The 25,398-nt window shown below is 63.5% G+C and carries 25 protein-coding genes and 1 other RNA gene; 17 read left to right on the top strand and 9 right to left on the bottom strand.

From position 1 onward, the window contains the following. The first annotated feature begins 9 nt into the window (after positions 1–9). The gene (locus tag ACQKPS_RS22230; RefSeq protein ID WP_254481529.1) at positions 10–1,341 is read left to right on the top strand and encodes a DEAD/DEAH box helicase; all 1,332 of its coding nucleotides are present in this window, start codon (positions 10–12) and stop codon (positions 1,339–1,341) included. A 118-nt stretch (positions 1,342–1,459) separates the two neighbouring features. On the opposite strand, the gene ACQKPS_RS22225 is transcribed toward ACQKPS_RS22230, so the two are convergent. The 3 genes from ACQKPS_RS22225 to ACQKPS_RS22215 all read right to left on the bottom strand — a co-directional run bounded on the left by ACQKPS_RS22225 (position 1,460) and on the right by ACQKPS_RS22215 (position 4,490). Next, positions 1,460–2,701 carry a TIGR03862 family flavoprotein gene (locus tag ACQKPS_RS22225; protein ID WP_254481528.1) on the bottom strand — a complete coding sequence of 414 codons (1,242 nt, stop codon included), beginning with the start codon at positions 2,699–2,701 and terminating at the stop codon, positions 1,460–1,462. A gap of 149 nt (positions 2,702–2,850) precedes the next feature. Next, entirely contained in the window at positions 2,851–3,765 is a 915-nt protein-coding gene (locus ACQKPS_RS22220; RefSeq protein WP_427605636.1) for a histone deacetylase family protein, read from the bottom strand. A gap of 38 nt (positions 3,766–3,803) precedes the next feature. Continuing rightward, on the bottom strand, positions 3,804–4,490 hold the full coding sequence (locus ACQKPS_RS22215) for a histidine phosphatase family protein (RefSeq protein WP_427605635.1): 687 nt from the start codon (positions 4,488–4,490) through the stop codon (positions 3,804–3,806). A 166-nt stretch (positions 4,491–4,656) separates the two neighbouring features. Here ACQKPS_RS22215 and ACQKPS_RS22210 point away from each other — a divergent pair, with 166 nt between their 5' ends. The 4 genes from ACQKPS_RS22210 (at position 4,657) to ACQKPS_RS22195 (ending at position 7,821) form a co-directional block, all read left to right on the top strand. Continuing rightward, positions 4,657–5,229 carry a GNAT family N-acetyltransferase gene (locus tag ACQKPS_RS22210; protein ID WP_254481525.1) on the top strand — a complete coding sequence of 191 codons (573 nt, stop codon included), beginning with the start codon at positions 4,657–4,659 and terminating at the stop codon, positions 5,227–5,229. Positions 5,230–5,294: 65 nt separating this feature from the next. Continuing rightward, positions 5,295–6,164 (top strand): acyl-CoA thioesterase II, encoded by an 870-nt coding sequence (tesB, locus tag ACQKPS_RS22205; RefSeq protein ID WP_054883941.1) that lies wholly within the window; start codon positions 5,295–5,297, stop codon positions 6,162–6,164. Next, a complete protein-coding gene (locus tag ACQKPS_RS22200) occupies positions 6,161–6,751 on the top strand; it encodes an HAD family hydrolase (protein WP_427605634.1) in 591 nt (196 codons plus the stop codon). The genes tesB and ACQKPS_RS22200 overlap by 4 nt, the downstream gene beginning before the upstream one ends. Positions 6,752–6,810: 59 nt before the next feature. Then, positions 6,811–7,821 (top strand): zinc-dependent alcohol dehydrogenase family protein, encoded by a 1,011-nt coding sequence (locus tag ACQKPS_RS22195; RefSeq protein WP_427605633.1) that lies wholly within the window; start codon positions 6,811–6,813, stop codon positions 7,819–7,821. Between the two features lie 19 nt (positions 7,822–7,840). On the opposite strand, the gene ACQKPS_RS22190 is transcribed toward ACQKPS_RS22195, so the two are convergent. Next, positions 7,841–8,536 (bottom strand): FadR/GntR family transcriptional regulator, encoded by a 696-nt coding sequence (locus ACQKPS_RS22190; RefSeq protein ID WP_254481522.1) that lies wholly within the window; start codon positions 8,534–8,536, stop codon positions 7,841–7,843. Positions 8,537–8,795: 259 nt separating this feature from the next. Here ACQKPS_RS22190 and ACQKPS_RS22185 point away from each other — a divergent pair, with 259 nt between their 5' ends. Then, positions 8,796–10,148 (top strand): MFS transporter, encoded by a 1,353-nt coding sequence (locus ACQKPS_RS22185; protein WP_254481521.1) that lies wholly within the window; start codon positions 8,796–8,798, stop codon positions 10,146–10,148. A gap of 18 nt (positions 10,149–10,166) precedes the next feature. Continuing rightward, entirely contained in the window at positions 10,167–11,522 is a 1,356-nt protein-coding gene (gudD, locus tag ACQKPS_RS22180) for a glucarate dehydratase (protein WP_283725382.1), read from the top strand. A gap of 47 nt (positions 11,523–11,569) precedes the next feature. Here the strand turns inward: gudD and ACQKPS_RS22175 are convergent, their stop codons facing one another. Beyond that, positions 11,570–12,457 (bottom strand): LysR substrate-binding domain-containing protein, encoded by an 888-nt coding sequence (locus ACQKPS_RS22175; protein WP_427605632.1) that lies wholly within the window; start codon positions 12,455–12,457, stop codon positions 11,570–11,572. A 99-nt stretch (positions 12,458–12,556) separates the two neighbouring features. On the opposite strand from ACQKPS_RS22175, the gene ACQKPS_RS22170 reads away from it, so the two are divergent. The 10 genes from ACQKPS_RS22170 to ACQKPS_RS22125 all read left to right on the top strand — a co-directional run bounded on the left by ACQKPS_RS22170 (position 12,557) and on the right by ACQKPS_RS22125 (position 23,580). Beyond that, a complete protein-coding gene (locus ACQKPS_RS22170; RefSeq protein ID WP_427605631.1) occupies positions 12,557–13,507 on the top strand; it encodes a 2-hydroxyacid dehydrogenase in 951 nt (316 codons plus the stop codon). A 154-nt stretch (positions 13,508–13,661) separates the two neighbouring features. Then, positions 13,662–15,005, top strand: a complete 1,344-nt coding sequence (locus tag ACQKPS_RS22165; RefSeq protein WP_427605630.1) for an MFS transporter — start codon at positions 13,662–13,664, stop codon at positions 15,003–15,005. A gap of 365 nt (positions 15,006–15,370) precedes the next feature. Then, positions 15,371–16,762 carry a GABA permease gene (gabP, locus tag ACQKPS_RS22160; RefSeq protein ID WP_254481516.1) on the top strand — a complete coding sequence of 464 codons (1,392 nt, stop codon included), beginning with the start codon at positions 15,371–15,373 and terminating at the stop codon, positions 16,760–16,762. Between the two features lie 144 nt (positions 16,763–16,906). Further along, the gene (locus tag ACQKPS_RS22155; RefSeq protein ID WP_283725381.1) at positions 16,907–17,947 is read left to right on the top strand and encodes a PDDEXK nuclease domain-containing protein; all 1,041 of its coding nucleotides are present in this window, start codon (positions 16,907–16,909) and stop codon (positions 17,945–17,947) included. Between the two features lie 217 nt (positions 17,948–18,164). Continuing rightward, positions 18,165–19,016, top strand: a complete 852-nt coding sequence (locus ACQKPS_RS22150) for an STAS domain-containing protein (RefSeq protein ID WP_254481515.1) — start codon at positions 18,165–18,167, stop codon at positions 19,014–19,016. A 4-nt stretch (positions 19,017–19,020) separates the two neighbouring features. Continuing rightward, positions 19,021–19,383, top strand: a complete 363-nt coding sequence (locus tag ACQKPS_RS22145) for an STAS domain-containing protein (RefSeq protein WP_054883952.1) — start codon at positions 19,021–19,023, stop codon at positions 19,381–19,383. Beyond that, positions 19,380–19,784 (top strand): anti-sigma regulatory factor, encoded by a 405-nt coding sequence (locus ACQKPS_RS22140; RefSeq protein ID WP_427605629.1) that lies wholly within the window; start codon positions 19,380–19,382, stop codon positions 19,782–19,784. The genes ACQKPS_RS22145 and ACQKPS_RS22140 overlap by 4 nt, the downstream gene beginning before the upstream one ends. Then, positions 19,781–20,791 carry an ATP-binding protein gene (locus ACQKPS_RS22135; RefSeq protein ID WP_283725400.1) on the top strand — a complete coding sequence of 337 codons (1,011 nt, stop codon included), beginning with the start codon at positions 19,781–19,783 and terminating at the stop codon, positions 20,789–20,791. The genes ACQKPS_RS22140 and ACQKPS_RS22135 overlap by 4 nt, the downstream gene beginning before the upstream one ends. After that, positions 20,784–21,647, top strand: a complete 864-nt coding sequence (locus ACQKPS_RS22130; protein ID WP_283725380.1) for an ATP-binding protein — start codon at positions 20,784–20,786, stop codon at positions 21,645–21,647. Before ACQKPS_RS22135 ends, ACQKPS_RS22130 begins: the two co-directional genes overlap by 8 nt. Next, on the top strand, positions 21,637–23,580 hold the full coding sequence (locus tag ACQKPS_RS22125) for a response regulator (RefSeq protein ID WP_254481513.1): 1,944 nt from the start codon (positions 21,637–21,639) through the stop codon (positions 23,578–23,580). The genes ACQKPS_RS22130 and ACQKPS_RS22125 overlap by 11 nt, the downstream gene beginning before the upstream one ends. 37 nt (positions 23,581–23,617) lie before the next feature. Here ACQKPS_RS22125 and ACQKPS_RS22120 read toward each other — a convergent pair whose 3' ends face one another. The 4 genes from ACQKPS_RS22120 to ACQKPS_RS22105 form a co-directional block, all read right to left on the bottom strand. Then, positions 23,618–23,887, bottom strand: coding sequence for a DUF3077 domain-containing protein (locus tag ACQKPS_RS22120; RefSeq protein ID WP_427605628.1), 270 nt, complete (start codon positions 23,885–23,887; stop codon positions 23,618–23,620). Between the two features lie 62 nt (positions 23,888–23,949). Continuing rightward, positions 23,950–24,192, bottom strand: a complete 243-nt coding sequence (locus ACQKPS_RS22115; RefSeq protein WP_254481511.1) for a hypothetical protein — start codon at positions 24,190–24,192, stop codon at positions 23,950–23,952. Positions 24,193–24,585: 393 nt separating this feature from the next. Then, positions 24,586–24,977, bottom strand: a transfer-messenger RNA (tmRNA) gene (ssrA, locus tag ACQKPS_RS22110). 102 nt (positions 24,978–25,079) lie between these two features. Beyond that, positions 25,080–25,373, bottom strand: coding sequence for a hypothetical protein (locus tag ACQKPS_RS22105; protein WP_283725378.1), 294 nt, complete (start codon positions 25,371–25,373; stop codon positions 25,080–25,082). Positions 25,374–25,398 lie beyond the last annotated feature (25 nt).

Raw genomic sequence — 25,398 nt, 5'->3', positions numbered from 1 at the left:
GGTATTGCCATGAATTTCGCCAAACTCGGCCTGATCGAACCGCTGCTGCGCACCTTGCAGCAGCTGGACTACACCACCCCGACCCCAGTCCAGGCCAAGGCCATCCCCGCCGTGCTGGCCGGCCGTGACTTGATGGCCGCGGCCCAGACCGGCACTGGCAAGACCGCCGGTTTCGCCTTGCCGGTGCTGCAGCGCCTTGCCCTGGAAGGTGAGAAGGTTGCCAGCAACTCGATCCGTGCGCTGGTGCTGGTACCGACCCGCGAGTTGGCCGAGCAGGTGCACAACAACGTGCGCGAATATGCCGAGAACCTGCCACTGAGCACCTATGCCGTGTACGGCGGGGTCAGCATCAACCCGCAGATGATGCGCCTGCGCCGTGGCGTCGACCTGCTGGTGGCCACGCCTGGCCGCCTGCTCGACCTGTTCCGCCAGAATGCGGTGAAGTTCAACCAGGTGCAGACACTGGTGCTCGACGAAGCCGACCGCATGCTCGACCTGGGCTTTGCCGAAGAGTTGCAGTCGGTTTATGCCGCCTTGCCGCGCAAGCGCCAGACGCTGCTGTTCTCCGCCACTTTCTCCGAGCAGATCCGCGTGCTCGCCGGCCTGGCTCTGAACGACCCGCTGAGCATCGAAGTCAGCCCGCGCAACGCCGCGGCGACCACAGTCAAACAGTGGCTGGTGCCTGTGGACAAGAAGCGCAAGGCCGACTTGTTCATGCACCTGCTGCGCAAGCAGCGCTGGAAGCAGGTGCTGGTGTTCGCCAAGACCCGCAATGGTGTCGATCAGCTGGTCGAGCGCTTGCTGGCCGACGGGGTGAATGCCGACGGTATCCACGGCGACCGCCCGCAGGCCACCCGCCAGCGTGCACTGGACAGCTTCAAGGCGCGGGAAATCCAGGTGCTGGTGGCCACCGACGTGGCGGCCCGTGGCCTGGACATCGACGACCTGCCGCTGGTGGTCAACCTCGACCTGCCGATCGTGGCCGAGGACTATGTGCACCGTATTGGCCGTACCGGCCGCGCCGGCAACAAGGGCGAGGCGATTTCGCTGGTGTGTGCCGATGAAGTGCAGATGCTGTCGGCGATTGAAATGCTCACCCGGCAGACCCTGCCGCGTCATGAAGAGCCGGACTTCATTCCCGAACATCGGGTACCGATGACCGATGCCAGTGGCCAGGTGATCAAGAAGCCGAAAAAGCCCAAGAAACCGAAAGAGAACAGCGCCAAGCGTGGTCTGGGGCGGTGGATGGACAGTGCCGAGGCGGGAGCCTCCGAGCCATCGGTGAAAGCCGTGCGCAAGGTGCCGAGCTTCAACAGCGGGCCGCGCAAGCGCAAACCGTAGTTTCGGCAGTAGCGGGTACCTCTGTGGGAGCGGGCGGGCCCGCGAACACGGGCGAAGCCCGTGCCAGGCACCGCGTTGCCTGCTTCGCGGGCAAGCCCGCTCCCACAGGGGTGCGGGGTCAGCCTTGAGATTTCAGCCAGTCTGCGGCAGCTCTTCCCGCACGAAGTCCACTGGCAAAGCACGCCGTCAGCAGATACCCGCCGGTCGGCGCTTCCCAGTCCAGCATCTCGCCCGCACAGAACACCCCAGGCATCTGGCGAATCATCAGTCCTTCATCCAGCCCTTCGAAACGCACGCCACCGGCACTGCTGATCGCCTCGTCCAGTGGCCTCGTTCTCACCAGGGTTATCGGCAACGCCTTGATTGCCCGTGCCAGTGCCTGAGGATCAGCGAACGTCGCCTGATCGGTCAGCTCTCGCAGCATCCCCGCCTTGACCCCATCGATCCCCAGCTGGCCATGCAGGTGCTTGGCCATCGAGCGCGACCCGCGTGGCTTGGCCAGCGCCTCGGCAATCTTGTCCACAGGCTTGTCTGGCAACAGGTCGAGTAACAACCTGGCCTGCCCCTCATGCTCGAGGGCCCGGCGCAGCTGCGCCGACCATGCATACACCAGGCTGCCCTCGACGCCCTGCGCGGTGAGGATGAATTCGCCCTTGCGCGGCGCCATGCCCGGCACGCTCAGGGCAACATTCTTCAGCGGCGCCCCCGCGAACTTGTCCACAAGCACCGGGCTCCAGCCTTCAACCTCGAAACCGCAGTTGCTTGGCCTCAGTGGAGAGATATCCACAAAGCGTTCGGCCAGCAATGGCTGCCAGGCACCGTCGGAACCCAACCTTGCCCAACTGGCGCCACCCAGGGCCAATACCACGGCGTTGGCCCTGACCTGCAATTCACCCTGTGGATAAGCGATTCGCAAGCTACCGTCGGCAGTCCAGCCCAGCCAGCGATGGCGTGTGTGGATAACTACATTGTTGTCACGCAGGCGCTTCAGCCAGGCGCGCAGCAGCGGGGCCGCCTTCATGTCGGTGGGGAAAACCCGGCCTGACGTACCGACAAAGGTTTCGATGCCCAACCCGTGGATCCACTGGCGCAGCGCATCGGCATCGAAGTCGCGCAGCAACCCGTCGATTTCAGCCTGCCGCTCGGCGTAGCGCGAAACAAACTGTGGATAAACTTCCGAATGGGTGATGTTCATGCCGCCGACGCCGGCCAGCAGGAACTTGCGGCCCACCGAGGGCATGGCGTCGAACACTTCCACCGCCAGGCCCGCCTGGGCCATGGCTTCAGCCGCCATCAGGCCAGCAGGGCCGCCGCCGATCACGACGGCCAGGGGAGGGGAAGCGGGGTTTTTATCGGACATGGTAGGCAGCAGGTTGTGGAAAAGACTGCGCATTCTAGCGCAGCCGGGCCAACCCAAGTACTGAACAAAAAGTGATCAGTGTTCCACAACCCCCACCGGTTAAGGGCTGCAGCGCCTTTCCCGCAGGTTATCCACAAGCGGTTCCACAGTCATTGTGAACAACCTATGACACGCGCCGCAGTGTGGTGAAGAATGCCGTGGCGCCTGGCCAAGGCTTCGCGGTCCTTGCTGTAGCCGCCACCGATGACCCCGACCACCGGGATGTCACGGCCCAGGCAGTGGCGCATCACCAGCTCGTCACGCGCCGCCAGGCCATCGTCGGTGAGCTGCAGGTAGCCCAGGGCATCGTCCTTGTGCACATCGACGCCGGCGTCGTACAGCACCAGGTCGGGTTGATAGAGCGGCAGCAGGTAGTTCAGCGCGTCTTCCACCACCTTCAGGTAAGCCGTGTCGCCCATGCCGCGTGGCAGGGGAATGTCCCAGTCGCTGTGGGCCTTGCGTGCCGGGAAGTTCTGTTCGCAGTGCAGGGACACGGTGATGGCGTCCGGGGTGTCCTGGAGGATGCGTGCAGTGCCGTCGCCCTGGTGCACATCGCAGTCGAAGATCAGCACCCGGTGCACGCGGCCGGCTTCGAGCAGGTAGCGGCTGATCACCGCCAGGTCATTGAAGATGCAGAAACCGGCCGGGTGGTCGTAGTGGGCGTGGTGGGTGCCACCGGCCAGGTGGCAGGCGATGCCCTGCTGCAGGGCCATCTCGGCGGTCAGCAGCGAACCACCCACGGCACGCACGGTACGCCGGGCCAGGGCTTCGCTCCAGGGCAGGCCGAGGCGGCGCTGGTCCTCGCGGGACAGTTCGCCGTTCATGTAGCGCTCGATGTAGCCGCGGTCATGGGCCAGGGCGAGGATATCGTTGGGGCAGATTTCCGGGCGCAGCAGGGCTTGGTCGGTGGTCAGCCCGCTGGCCACCAGGTGGTCGCGCAGCAGGCGGAACTTGTCCATGGGAAAGCGGTGCCCGGCGGGGAATTCCGGGCTGTAGTCTTCGTGATAGATCAGCGGCAACGGCATGGGGAGTTCGCAATCGGGGCCAGCGCTGATCTTGCCAGTTATTTCCCCACGCTGGCCAATACGCGTTGCCAGTCTGACTCGTTCAGGCGCCCGAGGATGCGCGCCTTGCCGTTGGCGTCCACCGAGACGAACAGAGCGCTGGCGTAGTTGCTCTCGCGCTCACCCCCGGCCACGCGCTGCTGGCGGGCGAAATGGTCGATGCAGCCATTGTGGGTGACCAGCACCAGGTTGTGCCCGGCACGCTTGCGCGCCAGCGCTTCACGGGCGAACTCGTTGTCGCAGCTTTCCAGCCAGGCTTCGCTGGCAACCGCCTGGCCAAGGATGAAGTGCGCCGTCTGCAGGGTACGTACTTTGGGGCTGGCGAGCACATCGGCATTGCCCAGGCCCAGATGCTTCAAGCCCTGGCCGACCCGGGTGGCGGCTTCGCTACCGGCCACGGTGATGCCAGTGGGGTCGTTCAGGCACGGGCCGGGCGCGCTATCGCAACGTTCGGCATGGCGGATCATCACGATCACCGCACCGTCGGCCCAGTCCTGCAGCAGGCCGCTTTCGTTCAACTGCCGCTCGTTGCCAAGGTCCACGATATGGGTCCTCGTTGCCAGCCAGGTGGTCACCGCTGCGATGACCATGCACAAACCGAGCGCGGCACCCAGGGCTTTGCGTGACATGCGTCGCTTGCGACGGGCGTGGATGGCGGGATGGCCCAAGGTGTTGCTCGGCTGCATGCGTCACTCCAATGGCGCGGCGGTGGTGTGGGGGCATTGTGCTCAGCCGTCTGTCGGGGACCGGTGAAGGGGTTGTGAAAATTGCATTCTGGGCGCCGCCGGTTGCGTGACAAACCTGGCCGCGCCTACGCTGTAAAATGCCATCGTGTAAACCGGAGCTGTTCCCATGACCCCCATCCTCCACCTGGAAAGCGCCCGCCTGGTGTTGCGCCAATGGCACGATGACGACCTGCGCGAGTTCGCGGCAATGTGTGCCGACCCGCAGGTGATGCGTTATTTCCCGGCGCCCATGACGCGGCTCGAAGCGGCGGCGCTGATCGGCAGGATCCGCGGGCATTTCAACGAATACGGCTTCGGCCTGTGGGCGCTTGAGCGAAAAGACAGCGGGGCGTTCATCGGCATGACCGGGTTGCTCAATGTCAATTTCGACGCGCCGTTCGCTCCGGCGGTGGAGATTGGCTGGCGCCTGGCCCGGCGTCACTGGGGCCTAGGGTTTGCCAGCGAGGCAGCATGGACCTGCCTGCGGTGTGCTTTCGCCCAATTGCGCGTGGATGAGGTGGTGTCGTTCACCAGCGAGAGCAACTTGCCGTCGCAAAAAGTCATGCAGGCCATCGGCATGGTCCAGGACGTCAATGGCAGCTTCGACCACCCCCGCCTGCCCATCGGCCACCCGCTGCGCCCGCATGTGCTGTATCGCATGGACCGCGCACATTGGGAGCAGACCCTGCGCACTGAATGAGCCGGTATGCACGGTGTCGATGACAAACCCTGTATCATTTCTCCATCTGCAAGGAGAACCCCCCGATGAGTCATGTGTTGGACGATTTGGTCGACCTGTTGAGCCTCGAGTCGATCGAGGAGAACCTGTTCCGTGGCCGCAGCCAGGACCTCGGCTTCCGTCAGCTGTACGGTGGCCAGGTGCTGGGCCAGTCGCTGTCGGCGGCCAGCCAGACGGTCGAGGATGCGCGCCACGTGCATTCGCTGCACGGCTACTTCCTGCGCCCGGGCGACGCCAGCTTGCCGGTGGTGTATTCGGTCGACCGCGTGCGTGATGGCGGCAGCTTCAGTACCCGGCGGGTGACGGCGATCCAGAAGGGCCAGCCGATCTTCACCTGCAGCGCGTCGTTCCAGTACGACGAGGAAGGGTTCGAGCACCAGGTGCAGATGCCCGACGTGGTCGGCCCGGAAAACCTGGCGACCGAAGTCGAGCTGGCCAGTGCCCATGCCGACAAGCTGCCCGAGCGTATCCGCGACAAGGTGCTGTGCGCCAAGCCGATCGAGATTCGCCCGGTGACCGAGCGCGATCCGTTCAACCCCCAGCCCGGCGACCCGGTGAAGTACGCCTGGTTCCGCGCCGACGGTTCGTTGCCGGACGTGCCGGCGCTGCACAAGTACCTGCTGGCCTACGCTTCCGATTTCGGCCTGCTGACGACGTCGCTGCTGCCCCATGGCAAATCGGTGTGGCAGCGCGACATGCAGATCGCCAGTCTCGACCATTCGCTGTGGTTCCACCGTAACCTGCGCGCCGATGAGTGGCTGCTGTACGCCACCGACAGCCCGTGGGCCGGTAATGCCCGTGGTTTCTGCCGCGGCAGCATCTTCAACCGCGCCGGCCAGCTGGTGGCGTCGTCGACCCAGGAAGGCCTGATTCGCCACCGCAAGGACTGGGCATGAGCCTGGCCGAGATCCGCAATTGGGTGTTCGACATGGACGGCACCCTGACCGTGGCGGTGCATGATTTTGCCGCCATCCGCGTCGCCCTGGATATCCCGGCCGAGCACGACATCCTCACCCATCTGGCGGGGCTGCCGGCGGTGGAAGCGGCGGCCAAGCATGCCTGGCTGCTGGAGCATGAACGCGACCTGGCGATTGCCTCGACCGCCGCCACCGGGGCGGTGGAGCTGGTGCGTGAGCTGGCCGGGCGCGGTTGCCGGCTGGGCATCCTGACCCGCAATGCGCGGGAGCTGGCGCATGTGACGCTGGAGGCGATCGGGCTGGCCGACTGTTTTGAGGTCGAGCACATTCTCGGGCGCGATGAGGCTGAGCCAAAGCCGAGCCCGGATGGGTTGCTGAAGATTGCCAGCGCCTGGGGCGTGGCGCCTGACGAGCTGGTGATGGTGGGCGATTACCGCTTTGACCTGGACTGCGGGCGGGCCGCCGGGGCGCGCACAGTGCTGGTGAACTTGCCGGATAACCCATGGCCGGAGCTGGTGGATTGGCATGCGGCGGATTGCCGGGCATTGCGGGTGATGCTGGGCTGATTGTTGTGGCTTCACTGGCTATGCTGAACCCCAGTCTTTCTCTGAATGGAGCCTCAGTCATGACCAGCAAGGCCATCTATGTGCAACCCGGCGGCGGCTACGACAAGGTCGAAGTCGGCACCTGCGAGGCCCCTGCGCCCAAGCCGGGCGAGATCACCGTGCAACTGCATGCAAGCTCCCTCAACTACCACGACTTCGCCGTGGTCAGCGGCATGTGGGGCCCGAGCGAGCGGCGCATTCCCATGGCCGACGGCGCCGGCGAAGTGGTCGCGGTCGGTGCGGGCGTGAGTGAATTCAAGGTCGGCGACAACGTCGTCAGCACCTTCTTCCCCGACTGGCTCGACGGCCAGGCCAACGTCGAAGGCTTTGGCCGGGTGCCCGGCGATGGCATCGATGGTTATGCCCGCGAACGGGTAACGGCCCCGGTCACTTCGTTCACGCTGGCGCCCAAGGGGTTCAGCCACGCCGAGGCTGCAACCCTGACCACGGCCGGCCTCACCGCCTGGCGCAGCTTGATTAGCGATGATCACCTCAAACCCGGTGACACGGTGCTGGTGCAGGGCACCGGCGGCGTGTCGATCTTCGCCCTGCAGTTCGCCAAGCTGGCGGGGGCCACGGTCATCGCCACGTCCTCCAGCGACGCCAAGCTCGAACGCCTCAAAGCCCTCGGCGCCGACCACCTGATCAACTACAAGAGCACCCCGGCCTGGGGCGAGAAGGCCCGTGAGCTGACCGGCAATCGCGGCGTCGATCATGTGATCGAAGTGGGAGGGCCGGCGACCCTGGAGCAATCGATGATCGCCGCGCGCATTGGTGGGCATGTATCGCTGATCGGCATTCTGACCGGTGTGGCCGGGCAACTGCCGCTGGTGCAGGCACTGGTACGGCAGATCCGCCTGCAAGGTGTGCTGGTGGGCAGCCGTGCGCAGCAGCAAGCGATGGTGCGCGCCATCGACGCCAACGGCTTGCGGCCGGTAGTGGACAAGCACTTCGAACTGGAGCAGATCGTCGAGGCGTTCCGCTACCAGGAGAGCAACCGGCATTTCGGCAAGATCTGCCTGACCTGGTGAAACGCTAACGACAGCGGCCCTAGTCCGGCAGCAGGCGATCCCGGCTGTTGGACAGGTGCAGGCAGATCGCCGCCCGCGCCGCGTCCGGGTCTTGCCGGCGGATGGCATTGAGGATCGCCTCATGCTCAAGGTTGGCTAAATACGCCTGCCGCGCCAGCTTGGCCCCGGTGCGTTCGGCCAGGGCCATGCGGTTACGCGGGATCAACCCGTTACCCAGCTGCGCCATCATCTCGCTGAAATACAGGTTGCCGGTGGCCTCGGCGATCAACAGGTGAAAGCGCCGGTCTGCCTCGATGCAGCTGTCACCGGCAGCCGCCAGGTCCTGATAGTCATCCAGCGCCTTGCGCATGCGTGCCAGGTGCTCGTCGCTACGGCGCACGGCAGCGAGCGCGGCCGCCTGGCCCTCCAGGCCGATGCGCAGCTCCAGCAGGTCGCGCACGCTGGCGGCATTCTCTGCTCCCACGCGCAAACCCGCGTGGCCCTGGCGCTCCATCACGAAGGTGCCGATGCCGTGGCGTGGTTCCACCAGGCCTGAGGCCTGCAGTTTCGACAGCGCTTCACGGACCACGGTGCGGCTGACGCCATGCTCGCGCACTAGGGTGTTCTCGGACGGCAATTTGTCCCCCGGCTTGAAAGTGCCCAGGAGGATTTGCTGGGTCAGGCTCGACACCATGTCGTGGGCGCGGCTGTGGCTGCGTTTGGTTGGCGTATCCATGAGTCGTCCGGAGCTGATCGTCTTGTCTGACAAGTTAATCGATAAAAATATTTTTTGCCCGTATTTTCTCTGCGCGGCACAAGGCTGTTAATCGATTTCGAGGCATGATTGACACTGTTTTCTTGATTTATCAGCTTGTATTTTGCCATTTAGGCGATATTCGGCATCTTGTCGTACAACTTCGCTGCGCATATGCTCCACCCACTGTCATGTCAGACAACCCCGACCCGCACAAAAACAATTAGTGGGAGATCTACCAGTGAACGACACCCTCGCTCCGTCTGCCCGGAATGAAGGCGACGCTTTGGCCAGTGCCGTGGCCAAGGTCAAGCGCCACGTCCTGCCGCTGTTCGTCATCATGTTCATCGTCAACTACCTCGACCGCGTAAACATCGGCTTCGTCCGTCCGCACCTGGAAAGCGACCTGGGCATCAGTGCCGCCGCTTATGGGTTCGGCGCCGGGCTGTTCTTCATCGGTTACGCGCTGTTCGAGGTGCCCTCGAACATGTTGCTGCAAAAGGTCGGTGCGCGGCTGTGGCTGACCCGCATCATGTTTACCTGGGGCCTGGTGGCCACCGCCATGGCCTTCGTCCAGAACGAAACCCAGTTCTACGTGCTGCGCTTCCTGTTGGGCGTGGCCGAGGCGGGCTTCTTCCCCGGCGTGATCTACTACTTCACCCGCTGGCTGCCGGCCGCCGAGCGCGGCAAGGCGATCGCCATCTTCCTCAGCGGCTCGGCCTTGGCGTCGCTGATCTCCGGGCCGCTGGCCGGCGCGCTGATGCAGATCCAGGGCCTGGGCCTGCATGGCTGGCAGTGGATGCTGTTCATCGAAGGCATGGCCTCGGTGGCCCTGTGCTTCTTCGTATTCTTCTGGCTCGACTCCAAACCGCAGGATGCCAAGTGGCTGAGCCCGGCCGAACAGGACGCGCTGGTGGCGACCATCGACCGCGAGCAGCGTGAGCGTGAAGCCGTCGGCGCGGTAAAGCCTTCGGCCTGGAGCCTGCTCAAGGACCGCCAGATCGTACTGTTCTGCCTGATCTACTTCTGCATCCAGCTGACCATCTACGCCGCCACCTTCTGGCTGCCGAGCATCATCAAGCGCATGGGCGACCTCAGCGACCTGCAGGTCGGCTTCTTCAACTCGATCCCATGGCTGATCTCGATCATCGCCATGTACGCCTTCGCTGCCGGTTCCACGCGCTGGAAGTTCCAGCAGGCCTGGGTTGCCGGTGCTCTGGTAGTCGCTGCCATCGGCATGTTCATGTCCACCACTGGCGGCCCGGTGTTCGCCTTCGTCGCCGTGTGCTTCGCCGCCATCGGCTTCAAGTCGGCCTCGTCGCTGTTCTGGCCGATTCCGCAGGGCTACCTGGACGCCCGTATTGCTGCGGCCGTGATCGCCTTGATCAACTCGGTCGGCAACCTCGGCGGCTTCGTTGCCCCCACTACCTTCGGCCTGCTCGAACAGCAGACCGGCTCGATCCAGGGCGGGCTGTATGGCCTGGCCGTGACTTCGGTGCTGGCGGCCATCGCCGTCTTCTTCGTACGCATTCGCCCAAAGGGCGCTTCCTCTGACCAGCACAAGGCGCCTTCGGCCTTGGGCCAGACCCACTGAGACTGCGAGACAACGACCATGAACATGCAGACCAATCCCGCCGTACACACCAGCACCCCGGTCGTCACCGACCTGCGGGTGATTCCCGTCGCCGGCCACGACAGCATGCTGCTTAACCTCAGTGGTGCCCATGGCCCGTACTTCACCCGCAATGTCGTGGTGCTGCGCGACAGTGCCGGCAACACCGGCCTGGGCGAAGTGCCGGGTGGCGAGAAGATTCGCCAGACCCTGGAAGACGCCCGCAACCTGGTGGTTGGCCAGCCGATCGGCCACTACCAGCGCGTGCTCAATGCCATGCGCCAGACCTTCGCCAACCGCGATAGCGCAGGCCGCGGCCTGCAGACTTTTGACCTGCGCATCACCGTGCACGCGGTGACGGCCATCGAGTCGGCGCTGCTCGACCTGCTCGGCCAGCACCTCAACGTGCCAATGGCGGCACTGTTGGGTGAAGGCCAGCAGCGCGAAGCGGTGAAGATGCTCGGTTACCTGTTCTACATCGGCGACCGCCAGCAGACCGACCTGGCCTACCGCGACGAAGCCGACGCCGATGACGACTGGTTGCGCCTGCGCCACGAAAAGGCCCTGACCCCGGAAGCGGTGGTGCGCCTGGCTGAAGCGGCCAGGCAGCGCTATGGCTTCAGCGACTTCAAGCTCAAGGGTGGCGTGCTGCGTGGCGAGGAGGAAATGGAGGCAGTGACGGCCCTGGCCGAACGCTTCCCGCAAGCGCGCATCACCCTCGACCCGAACGGCGCCTGGTCGCTGAAAGAAGCCATCGCCCTGTGCCGCGACAAGCACGATGTGCTGGCCTACGCCGAAGACCCGTGCGGGGCCGAGAACGGTTATTCGGGGCGTGAAGTGATGGCTGAATTTCGCCGTGCCACCGGCTTGCCGACCGCCACCAACATGATCGCCACCGACTGGCGGCAGATGGGCCATGCGATCCAGTTGCAGTCGGTGGACATCCCCCTGGCCGACCCGCACTTCTGGACCTTGCAGGGTTCGGTGCGGGTGGCGCAGATGTGTCATGACTGGGGCCTGACCTGGGGCTCGCACTCGAACAACCACTTTGATATTTCGCTGGCGATGTTCACCCAGGTGGCGGCGGCGGCGCCGGGTGAAATCACCGCCATCGATACCCACTGGATCTGGCAGGACGGCCAGCGCCTGACCCGCGCGCCGCTGCGTATCATCGATGGCCATGTGCGGGTGCCGGAGCGGCCGGGGCTGGGCGTTGAACTGGATGAAGACCAGCTGGCCAAAGCCCATGAGTGCTACCGCAACATGGGGCTGGGGGCGCGGGATGACAGCGTGGCGATGCAGTTCCTGATCCCGGGCTGGAGCTTCGACAACAAACGGCCTTGCCTGGTGCGGTAAGGCTACTGGCCTCTTCGCGGGCACGCCCGCGAAGAGGCCATCACCATTCAGCCTGCTTCAAAGAATGCCCGCGCCATCGCCACAAAGGCCCCCAGCACCGGGTTGGGGTTATCCCGGCAAAACGCCAGAAAGATCTCCGCCTGCTGCTCCATTCCCAGCAACGGCTTGAACACCACCTGCTCCAGGCGCAACGCCTGCGCCGAGGCCGGCACCACCGCGCAGCCCAGCCCGACATTGACCAGGCCCAGGATCGAATGGGTCTGCCCCAGCTGATGCAGGTACAGCGGCTGCACCTCGTGCCGGGCGAACAGGTTGGCGATGCGGTCATGGAAATAGCGCCCTTCGTTGGCGCTGTACATCACGAACGGCTGCTTATCGAAATCGCTCGGCCTCAGCCGCTCGCGTGTCGCCAGTGAATGCCCGGCGGGCAGGGCGGCGACGAAGGGTTCGCGGTGAATCGGCAGGTACTCCACGCGTGCGCTGGGCAGCACCTGGCGCACCAGGCCGACATCGATCAGGCCGGCTTCCAGGTCATGCACCTGGGTGGACGAGACCCGTTCGCTGAGCAGCAACTCGACGTCTGGCAAGGCCTGGCCGGCGTGCACCAGCAAGCGCGGGATCATGCTGTAGGCGCCGACGGCGGTGAAGCCCAGCGTCAGGCGACCTGCTTCGCCATGGGCGATACGCCGCGCCGACTGGCTGGCCGACTCGGCAATTTGCAGGATACGCCGGGCATCTTCGAGAAAACTTTGCCCGGCCAGGGTCAGGCGCGCCTGGCGGTTGTTACGCTCCAGCAACAGCACCCCCAGGGAATGTTCCAGCAGCTGGATCTGCCGGCTCAACGGCGGCTGGGTCATGTGCAGGCGGGTGGCGGCGCGGCCGAAATGCAGCTCCTCGGCGACGGCGACGAAGCAGCGCAACTGGTGCAGCTCCATGATTCAATTCCTGAATTATTCGATCCAGTAACTATATTAGACCTGTATCAAATGTGGGCCTAGCATCGAGTCATGTCTTTGAACTGCCGGATGCCCACGATGAACAACGACACCATCGACGTTCTGCTGACCCAGCCCGTACCCGAGGCCATTGATGCCCAACTGGTGAGTACCTACCGGGTGCATCGGCTGTATCTGCATGACCACCCGCAACAGCTGCTTGCCGAAGTTGGCCCGCGCATTCGCGCGGTTGTCACCGGCGGCGCCAAGGGCTTGGCGAACGCGCTGATGGACCGGCTGCCCAGCCTTGAGATCGTCGCCATCAGCGGCATCGGTACCGACGCCGTGGACCTGCGCCACGCGGCCAGCCGCGGCATCCACGTCACCACCACGCCGGGCGTACTCACCGCTGATGTGGCCGACCTGGCGATGGGCCTGATCATCAGTACCCTGCGCCGCCTGGGCGAAGGCGAGCGGCTGGTGCGCGACGGCTTGTGGGGCACGCTCAACCTGCCATTGGCGCGTAAGGTCAGCGGCATCGAACTGGGTATCGTCGGGCTCGGTGAGGTGGGCAAGGCCATTGCCCGGCGCGCCGCTGCATTCGACATGCGCATCGCCTACAACGGGCGGCGCGAGCAGCCAGAAACCGGCTACCGCTACGAACCCGACCTGGTCGCGTTGGCGCGCTCGGTGGATGTGCTGGTGGTGGCGGCTTCCGCCGATGGCGGCCAGGTACTGGTGACGGCCGAGGTGCTCGATGCACTGGGGCCGGAGGGGTACCTGGTCAATGTGGCGCGGGGCAAGTTGGTTGATGAAGACGCGCTGGTCGAGGCGTTGCGTGAACAGCGCATCGCCGGGGCCGGGCTGGACGTGTTCGTCGATGAGCCGTATGTGCCGCCGGCGTTGCGCGACCTGAACCAGGTCAGCCTGCAGCCGCATCGCGGCAGCGCCACGCTGCAGACCCGGTTGGAAATGGGACGCATGGTGCTGAACAACCTTGAAGCCTGTTTTCGAGGTGAGGTGCCGCCGAATCGGGTGAACGACCTCTAGGGCCCTTTCGCGGCTAAAGCCGCTCCTACAGGGACATCGCCGTGTGTAGGAGCGGCTTTAGCCGCGAAGGGCCAGATCAGGCAACACAAGGCCCAAGGGCCACACCTTCTCTGTACAAAAACAATCGCTTCCACCGAGAAGCAAGAGGGTCCACATGAACAGCAAATCCGCCGTCGCCCCAGCGCAGGCCGTGGTCGGGGTCGGCCGCCATCGCTTCCTGGTCCTGGCACTGATCTTCGTCATCACCGTCATCAACTACGCCGACCGCGCCACTCTGTCGATCACCGGCACCGAAGTACTCAAAGACCTGGGCCTGGACCCGGTGATGCTGGGGATGATCTTCTCGGCCTTCGCCTGGGCCTATGCCCTGGGCCAGGTCCCCGGCGGCTGGCTGCTCGACCGCTTCGGCGCGCGCCGGGTGTATGGCCTCAGCCTGGTCCTCTGGTCGTTGTTCACGCTGCTGCAAGGCACCGTAGGCTGGCTGGGCCTGGCCGGTTTTTCCGCGGCGGTGGCGCTGTTCTCCATGCGCTTCATGCTCGGCCTGGTGGAGTCACCCGCATTCCCGGCCAACTCACGCATCGTCAGCTGCTGGTTCCCCACCCGTGAGCGCGGCACGGCCTCTGCCTTGTTCAACTCGGCGCAGTACATGGCGGTGGTGGTGTTCACCCCGCTGATGGCATGGATGACCCACAGCCTGAGCTGGGAACAGGTGTTCATCTGGATGGGTGTGCTGGGGCTGCTGCTGAGCGTGGTGTGGTTCCGCCTTTATCACGAACCGCACAGCGCGCCGGGGCTGAGCCGCGAAGAGCTGGACTACATGCGCGAAGGCGGCGCCCTGGTCGACCTTGAACAGGAACGCAAGACGGCCAAAAGCAAACCGACCCGCGCCGAGATCGCACAGCTGTTCACCAGTCGCAACCTGTGGGCAGTGTACCTGGGCCAGTACTGCATCACTGCGCTCACTTACTTCTTCATCACCTGGTTCCCGATCTACCTGATCAAGGGCCGTGGCATGACCATCATGGAAGCCGGCTGGGTCGCTGCGCTGCCCGCCATCTGCGGCTTCACCGGCGGCATTCTCGGCGGCTTCGTTTCGGACTGCCTGATCCGCCACGGCGTGCACCCGTCGAAGGCACGCAAGACCCCGTTCGTGATCGGCATGGCGCTGTCCACCAGCCTGGTGCTGGCCAACTATGTGGACGGCAACGCGGCGGTGATCGCCCTGATGACCCTGGCGTTCTTCGGCAAGGGCCTGGCGGCGGTGGGCTGGGCGGTGCTGTCGGATGTAGCGCCGAAGAAGATGGTCGGGTTGTGTGGCGGCGTGTTCAACGGCATCGGCAATATCGCGGGCATCGTCACCCCGCTGGTGATCGGTTACGTGGTCGCCAGCACCGGTTCGTTCCACAACGCACTCTGGTTCGTGGCCGCCCATGGGGTGCTGGGGATCTTCGCTTACCTGTTGCTGGCCGGGCGTTTCGAGCGCACTGGGCAGGCGTAGGCAGACGCCTGAGCAACAGAGGCCCCGGGGAACCGGGGCTTTTTTGTGCCTGCTGAAAACACATCCAAATGAAAAACGGAAGCGTCAGATGGCCCGCTGGCGTGATCGGGCATGCCATTCGCGACATCTGGCGCTCAGGGAAATGCCCTGTCGTGATCGAACAGTTCTGAGGCGTTCTCGTGTAATTTCCCACAGCCTTACGGGGCTTAAATGAAGCCCGAACCACACCGGCATCTTGCTCTGTGACGTGTGCCAAAGATCAACAACAGCGCACCCGCAACGTGTCGACTTATTGATTTGAAAGGAGATATTTTCGCCTACGCCTGCCCGTCCTTCCTTGTGTCAGCAAAAAGAGAACAAGATCAATGAACACCGTGGGATCTGATGGCAACCTTGCACAAGGTTTCAAGCCACGTCATGTAACGATGCTGTCCATCGCCGGCATCATCGGTGCCGGACTTTTCGTAGGCTCCGGGCACGCCATCGCGGCTGCCGGGCCAGCCACCATACTTTCCTACTTCGTGGCCGGGACCCTGGTGGTACTGGTCATGCGCATGCTCGGCGAAATGGCTGTGGCGCATCCGGACACGGGATCGTTCTCCACCTATGCTGACCAGGCCATCGGCCGCTGGGCCGGCTATACCATCGGCTGGTTGTACTGGTGGTTCTGGGTGCTGGTGATCCCGATCGAGGCATTGGCGGCAGGGCACGTGCTCAACGCCTGGTTCCCCGATATCCCCAGCTGGATCTTCGCCCTCGCCTCGGTGCTGTTGCTGGCCGGCACCAACCTGTTCAGCGTGGCCAAGTACGGCGAGTTCGAGTTCTGGTTCGCCATCCTCAAGGTCACCGCCATCCTCGGCTTCATCGGCCTGGGCTTTGCCGCGCTGCTGGGCTGGCTGCCCGACCGTGAAGTCAGCGGCCTGAGCGGGCTGATGGCCGAACATGGTGGCTTCGTGCCCAAGGGCTGGTCGGCGGTGGTTGGCGCGTTCATCACCGTGATGTTCAGCTTCATCGGCACCGAGGCCGTGACCATCGCCGCGTCCGAATCCAGCGACCCGTCGCGCAACATTGCCAAGGCCACCCGTTCGGTGATCTGGCGGATCAGCACCTTCTACATCCTGTCGATTTTCGTGATCATCTCGGTGGTGCCGTGGAACGACCCACAGCTGGCGGTGGTGGGGTCTTACCAGCGTGCGCTGGAAATCATGAACATCCCCAACGCCGCCTTCATGGTCGACCTGGTGGTGCTGGTGGCCGTGACCAGCTGCATGAACTCGTCGATCTACATCGCCTCGCGGATGATGTACTCGCTGGCCAAGCGTGGCGACGCCCCGGCGCTGCTGAACAAGACCTCCAAGGTCGGCGTGCCACGCGCCGCCGTGTTCGGCAGCACCCTGATCGGCGCCGCCATCGCCATCCTCAACTATTTCGCACCCAAGGGCGTGTTCGAGTTCCTGCTGGCCAGCTCTGGCGCCATCGCTCTGCTGGTGTACCTGGTCATCGCCATCTCCCAGCTGCGCATGCGCCGCCGCCTGGAGCGCGAGAACACGGAGCTCAAGTTCCGCATGTGGCTGTTCCCGTACCTGACCTGGGCGGTGATCATCTTCATCGCTGGTGCGCTGGCGGTGATGATGTACACCCCTGAACACCGGGCGGAAGTGAGTTCGACCTTGGGCCTGGCGATCGTGATTTCCTTCCTGGGGATCGTGACCTCCCGGGGCCATGCGCAAACGGTGGGGGCGCGGTCGATGGGGTGATTGAGTTCATCTTGCAACAAGGGCGAGGGCACCCAGTGGATGGGTGCCCTTTGCTTTTTGAAACACTTGATCGGTGCTGCTGGCAGTTGGAGGGTGGCTTGGTGGGGGTAGACTTCCTGCGCAATTCATACAGGGAGTCGAGGCATGAGCGCGAAACAACAAGACGCCAATGCGCCAGTGGCTTCTCCGTCGGTAAAGGATGACCGTTTCGAAGAAGTGCTGGCGTTGATCCACGGGGCCCGGCAACGGGCGGTGCAGGCAGTCAATACCCAGTTGATCGATTTGTACTGGCAGGTGGGTGGCTATATCAGTCGCAAGTTGGAGCAAGCGGAGTGGGGCGATTCGGTGGTCAGCCAATTGGCCGCACATCTCGCCCAAACGCAGCCGGGGCTGCGCGGTTTCACCCGCGCGAATCTGTTCCGGATGCGTCAGTTCTACGAGTCATATCAGGGTGACGAGAAAGTCGCACCACTGGTGCGACAATTATCCTGGAGTCATAACCTCATCATCATGGGGCAGTGCAAGCAGCGCGATGAGTGCCAGTTCTATGTGCGCATGGCCGTTCAGGAGCGGTGGTCGAGGCGTGAGCTTGAACGACAGTTGAAGGCAGCGTTGTATGAACGCAGCATCGCCAGCCCGGCAAAAGTTTCAGCAGCGCTGAGACAGAATTATCCTGCTGCCATGGATGTTTTCCGGGATGCCTATATGGTCGAGTTCCTTGGCCTGCCTGGAGGCCATGCCGAAGCTGATCTGCATGGCGCATTGATGGATCGGCTCAAAGAATTTCTGATCGAGCTGGGCAGAGACTTCTGCTTCGTGGGCTCTCAATACCCATTACAGGTAGGCGGCCGCGACTTCGCTCTGGACCTGCTGTTCTTCCACCGTGGTCTCAATTGCCTGGTGGCGATCGAGCTCAAGGTCGGTCGCTTTGAGCCGGAATACCTTGGCAAGCTCGATTTCTATCTGGAAGCCCTGGATCGCAATGAGCGCAAACCTCATGAAAACCCCTCCATCGGTGTATTGCTGTGTGCCAGCAAGGACGACGAAGTGGTCGAATACGCGCTCAACCGCAGCTTGTCACCCGCTCTGATTGCGGAGTACCAGACACGACTGCCAGACAAGGCACTACTGCAGGCCAAGTTGCACGAGTTCTACGCCTTGGGGGCTTCTGATGACGGCGCTTGAGCTCGAGTCAGACCATCGCGCTCCTGGCGTTCGCTGAGCTTGTCGGTGCGCTGCTGAACCGCTCGCTGCCACCTGGGTGTTGAAGACAGCGCGCAGATATGGCCCATTGCAACTATCTTTCCCGTGCGCCACAACTATTTGAGTGTGAAGATGTCATTCTCAACAGGCTGGCGCCCACCTAGGGATGCCGGCCTTAACGCACAGGAGCGAAAGGCACATGGCAGCATTGCAAGGCAGCACGTTGGAAGCGATCAAGGCAAACCAGGCTCAGCTGCTCAATGAGTGGCTTGCGGCCCTGGAAGCCAGCGGCGCCACGCGCAACATCAAAGAGCAGACGCTCAACCAGGAAGCCCGCGAATTCCTCCAGCTGCTGTCGCAAGGCATGCAATCGGATGGCGACAATAATGTCGGCACGGGTGAATGGGAGGAAATACGGCGCTTCCTGGAAAAGTTGTCTGCCAGCCGCGCCCAGCTCGGTCATGATTCGCACCAGACCGTCTATTTCATCTTCGCCCTCAAAGGCCCGTTGTTTGGCTTGCTACAGGCCCATTACAGCGATGAGCCTGCGCGCCTCGCCGAGCAGCTGTGGGTCATCTCTGAACTGCTAGACAACCTGGGCATGCACACCATGCGCACCTACCAGAAAACCCGCGAAGCAGTGATCAAGCGTCAGCAGGAAGAGCTGCTGGAGCTGTCCACCCCCGTGGTCAAACTGTGGGACGGCGTGCTGGCGCTGCCGCTGATCGGTACCTTGGACTCGCAACGCAGCCAGACCGTGATGGAATCGTTGCTGCAACGCATCGTCGACACCGGCTCGGAAATCGCCATCATCGATATCACCGGCGTGCCGACCGTCGATACCCTGGTCGCCCAGCACTTGCTCAAGACGGTGACTGCAATCCGCCTGATGGGTGCCGACTGCATCATCAGCGGGGTGCGCCCACAGATCGCCCAGACCATCGTTCACCTGGGGCTCGACCTCGGCACGCTGACCACCAAGGCCAACCTTGCCGACGCGCTGAAACTGGCCCTGTCACGCCTGGGTGTGAGCCTGGCCGAGCGGGGATAAGGCCATGGAACGCATACCGATCCTGCAAATGGGTGAATTCTTGCTGGTGACCATTCAGGTCGACATGCATGACGAACTGGCCATGCGCCTGCAGGACGATCTTACCGACCGTATCAGCAGTACCTCGGCCCGTGGCGTGCTGATCGACATTTCCGCACTCGACATGGTCGACTCCTTCATCGGCCGGATGATCGCCGACATCGCCAGCCTGTCGCGGCTGATGGATGCCCAGGTGATGGTGGTGGGCATGCAGCCAGCGGTGGCCATCACTCTGGTGGAGCTGGGTCTGAACCTGCCCGGTGTCAGCACGGCACTGAACGTCGAGCGTGGCATGCAGCGCCTGCGCCAGACCGTGAGGCGCGTATGAATGCCCATGACAGTGGCAGCCTGCCGGTGCGTATCGAGCAGGACGTGGTACTGGCCCGCCAATTGGCCCGCAAGCTGGCCGGCGAGTGCGGCATGCGCCTGGTGGACCTGACCAAGCTGGTGACGGCGGTCAGCGAGCTGGCGCGCAACACCGTGGTCTACGGCGGTGGCGGCGACATGGACTGGCAGGTGCTGGAAGAGGGCGGGCGAACCGGCTTGCGCCTGGTGTTCCGCGATGAAGGCCCCGGCATCCCCGACATCAACCTGGCGCTGACCGACGGCTGGACTTCCGGCAATGGTCTGGGCCTTGGCCTGACGGGAGCCAGGCGCCTGGTCGACGAATTCGAGCTGGACACCGCGCCAGGCGAGGGCACACGCGTGACGATCACACGATGGGCATGAACCTCCATGCCAGTCTCACGCTGGTGTTGCCGCTGGAAGACAGCAGCCAGGTCGGCCACGCCCGGCGCATGGCGCAGAAGCTGGCCGAGCAACAAGGCTTCGACAGTGAGGATGCCGGGCGCGTAGCCCTGCTGGCGACCGAATTAAGCAGCAATGTGCTCAAGCATGCACAGCGCGGCGAGCTGCACCTGCGCGCCATACCCGGGGCCAACGGTTTCGGTGTCGAACTGCTGGCCGTGGACCGGGCGCAGGGCTTCGATACCGCCACCTGCCTGGCCGACGGTTATTCCACAGGCGGCACCCAAGGCATTGGCCTGGGCGCCATTGCGCGCCTGGCGCAGGTGTTCGACGTGCATACCGATGCGCGGGGTTCGGTGATCATGGCGCGCTTGTACAGGCGCCAGCACGCCGCTCGCGACATCCGTATCGGCGTGAGCCATCACGCCCTGCATGACGACCCGGCGTGTGGCGATACCTGGCACGTGGCGCTCGACGGCAACCGCCTCAGCGTGTTGCTGGTGGATGGCCTGGGCCACGGGCCAGATGCCGAGACGGCCGCGCAGGCAGGCGCTGTGGCCTTCGCCGCCGATGCATTCATCGACCCGCTGCTGCTGATCGAGCGGCTGCACCGGGCAATGGCCGTCACCCGCGGTGGCGCCGTCGCCATCGCCCAGCATGATGCCAGCCAGAACCGCCTGTCCTTCACCGGCATCGGCAATATCGGCGCCAGCCTGATCCAGGGCAACCAGGCGCGTGGCCTGGCCTCGCTGCCGGGCATTGTCGGCGGCCAGTACCGCAAGGCGCAGGCCTTCGACTACGCTCAGGTAAACGGCAACCTGCTCATTCTCTACAGCGACGGCCTGCAATCGCGCTGGAACCTTCAAGACTACCCTGGCCTGGTGCATCGCCATCCGGCCGTGATCGCGACCGTGCTGCACCGTGACTTCTGCCGTGGGCGGGATGATGTGACAGTGCTGGTCGTCGACCTGGAGCCCACCCATGGCTAAACCCTTGACCGACCCAGTGGCATTGGTCGCCCGCCTGCAGGCGGAAAACCAGGCACTGCGCGCCGAACTCGACGAGACCAACCAGGGCGTGCTGGCGCTGTATGCCGAACTGGACATCCAGGCCGAACAACTGCGCCAGGCTTCGGACCTGAAAAGCCGCTTCCTGTCCTACATGAGCCACGAGTTCCGCACCCCGCTGGGCTCGATCCTGAGTATCACCAGCCTGCTGGCCGACGAACTGGATGGCCCCTTGTCCGAAGAGCAGCACCGCCAGGTCGCGTTCGTCAGTACCGCCACTCGCGAGCTGTCGGACATGGTCGACGACCTCCTCGACCTTGCCAAGATCGAGGCCGGGCGCATCACCATTTCGCCGGCCTGGTTCGACATGCTCGACCTGTTCGCGGCCCTGCGCGGCATGTTCCGGCCAATTGTCGACGCCAGCGCGGTGGACCTGATCTTCGAAGAGCCGGTCGGCCTGCCAAGGCTGTACACCGACGACAAGAAGCTTGCGCAGATCCTGCGCAACTTCATCTCCAACGCAGTGAAATTCACCTCTCGCGGGGAGGTGCGCGTTTCTGCCCGACTGCAAGGCGATAACAAGATCCGCTTCGCCGTCAGCGATACCGGCATCGGCATCCCTACCGGGCTGTTGAACACCTTGTTCGAGGATTTCGCCCAGGTCGACTCGCCGCTGCAGAAGCGCCTGCGCGGCACCGGCCTGGGGCTGTCGCTGTGCAAGCGCTTCGCCACGCTGCTGGGCGGCGAGGTGGGCGTGATCAGCGAACCAGGGATCGGCTCATGCTTCTTCGTGATCATCCCGCTGGCCTTGGCCCAGGAGAACGCCGATGAAACCTGATGTGCGCCTGCTGATCGTCGACGACAACGCGGCCACCCGCTACGCCTTGCGCCGGCGGTTGGGCGTGCATGGCTATGAGGTGCTCGAAGCCGGCACCGGCGGCGAAGGGTTGGCGCTGATCAGGGAGCAGCAGGTGGATGCACTCATCCTCGACGTCAACCTGCCCGACATGAGCGGCTTCGATATCGTTCGCCTGCTGCGCCAGGACCCGGGCACAGCCTTGTTGCCGGTGATCCACGTGTCGGCAGCATCGATCCAGAGCGGCGACATCATCACCGGCCTCAACGCCGGTGCCGATGCTTACCTGATCCACCCGGTCGACCCGGACGTATTGCTGGCCACCCTGCGTACGCTGTTGCGGGTACGCGACACCGAACGTGCACTGCGCGAAAGCGAGGCGCGTTTTCAGGAAATCTTCCGCAGCGTATCGGCGCCTATCGCCGTGCTCGACGCCGAGTTCAAGGTGCATGAATGCAACCACGCATTCGCCCACCTGATGCAGGACAACCGCGACCCGCAGCAACTGCGCGAGTGCTTTGCCGATGGCCAGGCACGGGTGCTGGAAGAACTGCGCGAGCACCTGCGCGCCGGCAAGCGCTGGCGCGGCAATCTGGGCATGCGCCTGCATGGCGAGCCGCGCGATACCGAATGGCAGTTGTCGCCGTATCGCGCGCCTGGGCTTTGCCTGGTGTTCATCGAAGACATCACCGAGCACCTCCATCGCGAACGCTCGCACCTGGCGCGCCTGGACGACGCCACCACGCAGTTGGCCAAGGAAGTTGCCGATCACGCGCGTACCGAGGCCCAGTTGCTGCAGTTGCAGAAGATGGAAGCCCTGGGCAGCCTGACCGGTGGCATCGCCCATGACTTCAACAACCTGCTGACGGGCGTGATCACCAGCCTTGAGCTGATCCGCAAACGCGTCACCGAAGGGCGCACGGAAAAGGTGCCCAAATACGTCGATGCAGCGCTCAGTTCCGCCAACAGCGCCGCCGTGCTGACCCACCGTCTGTTGGCCTTCGCGCGCCAGCAACCGCTGGACACCCGGCCGGTGGACGTCAATCAGCACGTCAGCTCGCTAGAGGAACTGCTCACCCGCACCATCGGCGAACGCGTCACCCTCAGCCTGGATTTGTCTACCCATCCTGCCATCGCCCTGGTCGACCCCGTGCAGCTGGAAAGTGCCGTGCTCAACCTGGTGATCAACGCCCGCGATGCGTTGCCCAAGGGCGGGCAGATCTGGGTCAAGACCTGCACGGCGTTGGTCCACGGCGACCCCAACCTGCAAGACGGTCCCTATGTGGCGGTGACGGTGCGTGACAACGGCACCGGCATCGAGCCTGCTGTGCTGGACAAGGTATTCGACCCGTTCTTCACCACCAAACCGCTGGGGCAGGGGACCGGTCTGGGGCTGTCGACCATCTACGGCTTCGCCCGCCAGTCGGGCGGCCACGTAGTGCTGCGCAGCATAGTGGATGAAGGCACCGAAGTGACCCTGATGTTGCCGGCCACCGAGGATATCGCCGTGACCCCGCAGCGCGAAGTGGCGGAAGATGCCCGCGGCAATGGCGAGCATGTGCTGATTGTCGAGGACATGGCTTCGGTGCGCCTGTCGGTGGCCGAGGCACTGACCGATGCGGGGTACCGCTGCACACTGGCTTCGACGATCGACGAGGCGCTTTTCCATCTGCGGCTTGAGCCAGGGCCGGATTTGCTGTTGACCGATGTGGGGCTGCCGACGATGAGCGGGCGCGAACTGGCGGATATGGCCAGGGTTTGCAGGCCAGGGTTGCCGGTGGTGTTCATGACCGGATATGCCGATGAAGCGCTGGACCGGCAGGCGTTTCTGGGGGTGGGGATGGATATGCTGGTGAAGCCGTTTCGGTTGGGCGAGTTGCTGGACAAGGTGAGGCGGGCGGTGGGGCGCGTTTGAACAGCCGCCCTCAGGAGCAGAGCGGCTCAATGTTGATTCAGGACGTTGTCGTCATGCCCAGTTCCGCATCATCCAGCAGGGCCTTGGCCATGGCGCTTAGGTAGTGCGAGGCCCAAAGCAGCTGTGGTTTGTCTTCCATGAGGCCATCGATGGACAGGTCGCGAACGTAGCCCATCAGTTCTGAAGCCTGTTCGCGGGCGGCCTGGCAAGGGATGCCGGGTTCGATGCGGAATAATGGGTGGGTCTGGTTTTCGCCTTGGAAGAAGGTGGTTTTGCCAACGGTGAATCGGGTTTCTTCGGTGGCCATTGTTTGATCTCCCTGAAGTCGTAAAGGCCTGGCCTGGCAGGCCAGGCTGAGCATGCTGCGGATCAGTGCAGCGTCTGCGGGGCGGCGGGTTTCTGGATCTGGGCCAGGGCCGTTTCGAGCAGTTTGCGCAAGCTGTCGAGCTCGTGCATCGACGTCATGATCAGCAGCGACACAGGTGACTTGGGCTGCATCAGCATTGCCTGCTGGACGACGGCTTCGGCGCAGAGCGCGTAGTCGGCGGCCATCATCAGCGTGTCTTCCAGGGCGTGGAGGAGGTGGGGTGGATCGGGGACTATCTTCAACATGATTGCTTCCATTTCAGGGCCGTCACCATCTGCTGTCAAACAGAGGGTGGCAGCTGTACGCGGGTTGACAGACCGGCGGAAACAACAAGTTCCGGCGCACGCAAGCGTGCCCGCACGTACAGCCACCATAACGACGAACCGCTTTGTTGTTTACCGTCGCGACCTGTCAAAGTCATGCCGTTGGAGTGCAACGACCCAGCGAGACTAAAACCCTGAAAAAGCGATCGCAACGGAAAACATGGGCGGAGAGTATCTTTGGGAAATGTCCTACAAGAAAGGGGATAAATCTGATTTTTCGCGGCATTTCGAAACAATCTGTAACGCCCAAGCCGGTGAGTTAGATTATTCCAGACACAAAAAAAGACGCCCTAGGGCGTCTTCTTTTTTGGAATTTGGTGGAGCCGGGGGGATTTGAACCCCCGTCCGCCAGTACTCCGCTGTCGGTACTACATGCTTAGCCGTGTCTACTGATTTAATCCGCAGCCGCCCGACGGGCAGGGTGCTTTGGATGAGTTGTGTAAGTTTTAGTCACTTCGCCCACAACGTGCTACGCGACGATCCTGTTCTATATGACAATCAGTTCGGGTTTACAGGCATCCCCTAGTGATTGCTGGAGCCGAAGCTACCAGAAGCAAAGGTCACTTACGCTGCGAGAGCGTAGGATTCCTCGCCGAAGGTTTCGTCATTGGCAACTATAGAAGTTGCAACAGTGGATTTACGAGTTCTGTTACCAACTCGGCATGCACCTAGAGTTTCGCTACCGGCGTCGAATCCTGATCGGCCCCACACTAGCTCTTGGCTAACGCACCTTACGGCACGTGAGACGGAGTATACGCCATTGCGCGGGCGACGTCGACAGCCGGTCCTGTCGCCCACGCTGCGGCGGCTCAAGCACCGCTGCCGCCGGCTGTGCCGCTGCCTTTCTCGGTCTTTTCCAGGCGCTCCAGGACCTTGCTGGTGATGGCGATGCAGCCTTTGGTGTCACCTGAAGCCTGGGCGGCCTTGGCTTTGTCGACCTGCTCGGTCAGGGCTTTGTCCAGGCCTTCGGAGGTAGCGCCGGCGGTGGCCATGCTGTCGTCGATCTTCTGCAGGTTGGTTGTGCACAGGTCGTCGGCGGCGAATACCGGCGAAGCCAGGAGGGTAGCGGCCGCGAAGAGGGCCGAAAGCGCGGTGCCTTTCATGGGAATCTCCTTTTATGGCCGCTGG

The sequence above is a fragment of the Pseudomonas sp. NPDC086566 genome, from assembly GCF_050280885.1.
In the GTDB taxonomy this organism is placed as follows: Bacteria; Pseudomonadota; Gammaproteobacteria; order Pseudomonadales; family Pseudomonadaceae; genus Aquipseudomonas; species Aquipseudomonas vlassakiae.
Note: the sequence above shows the minus strand (reverse complement) of the source record. Positions and strands in the feature narration are given on the sequence as shown.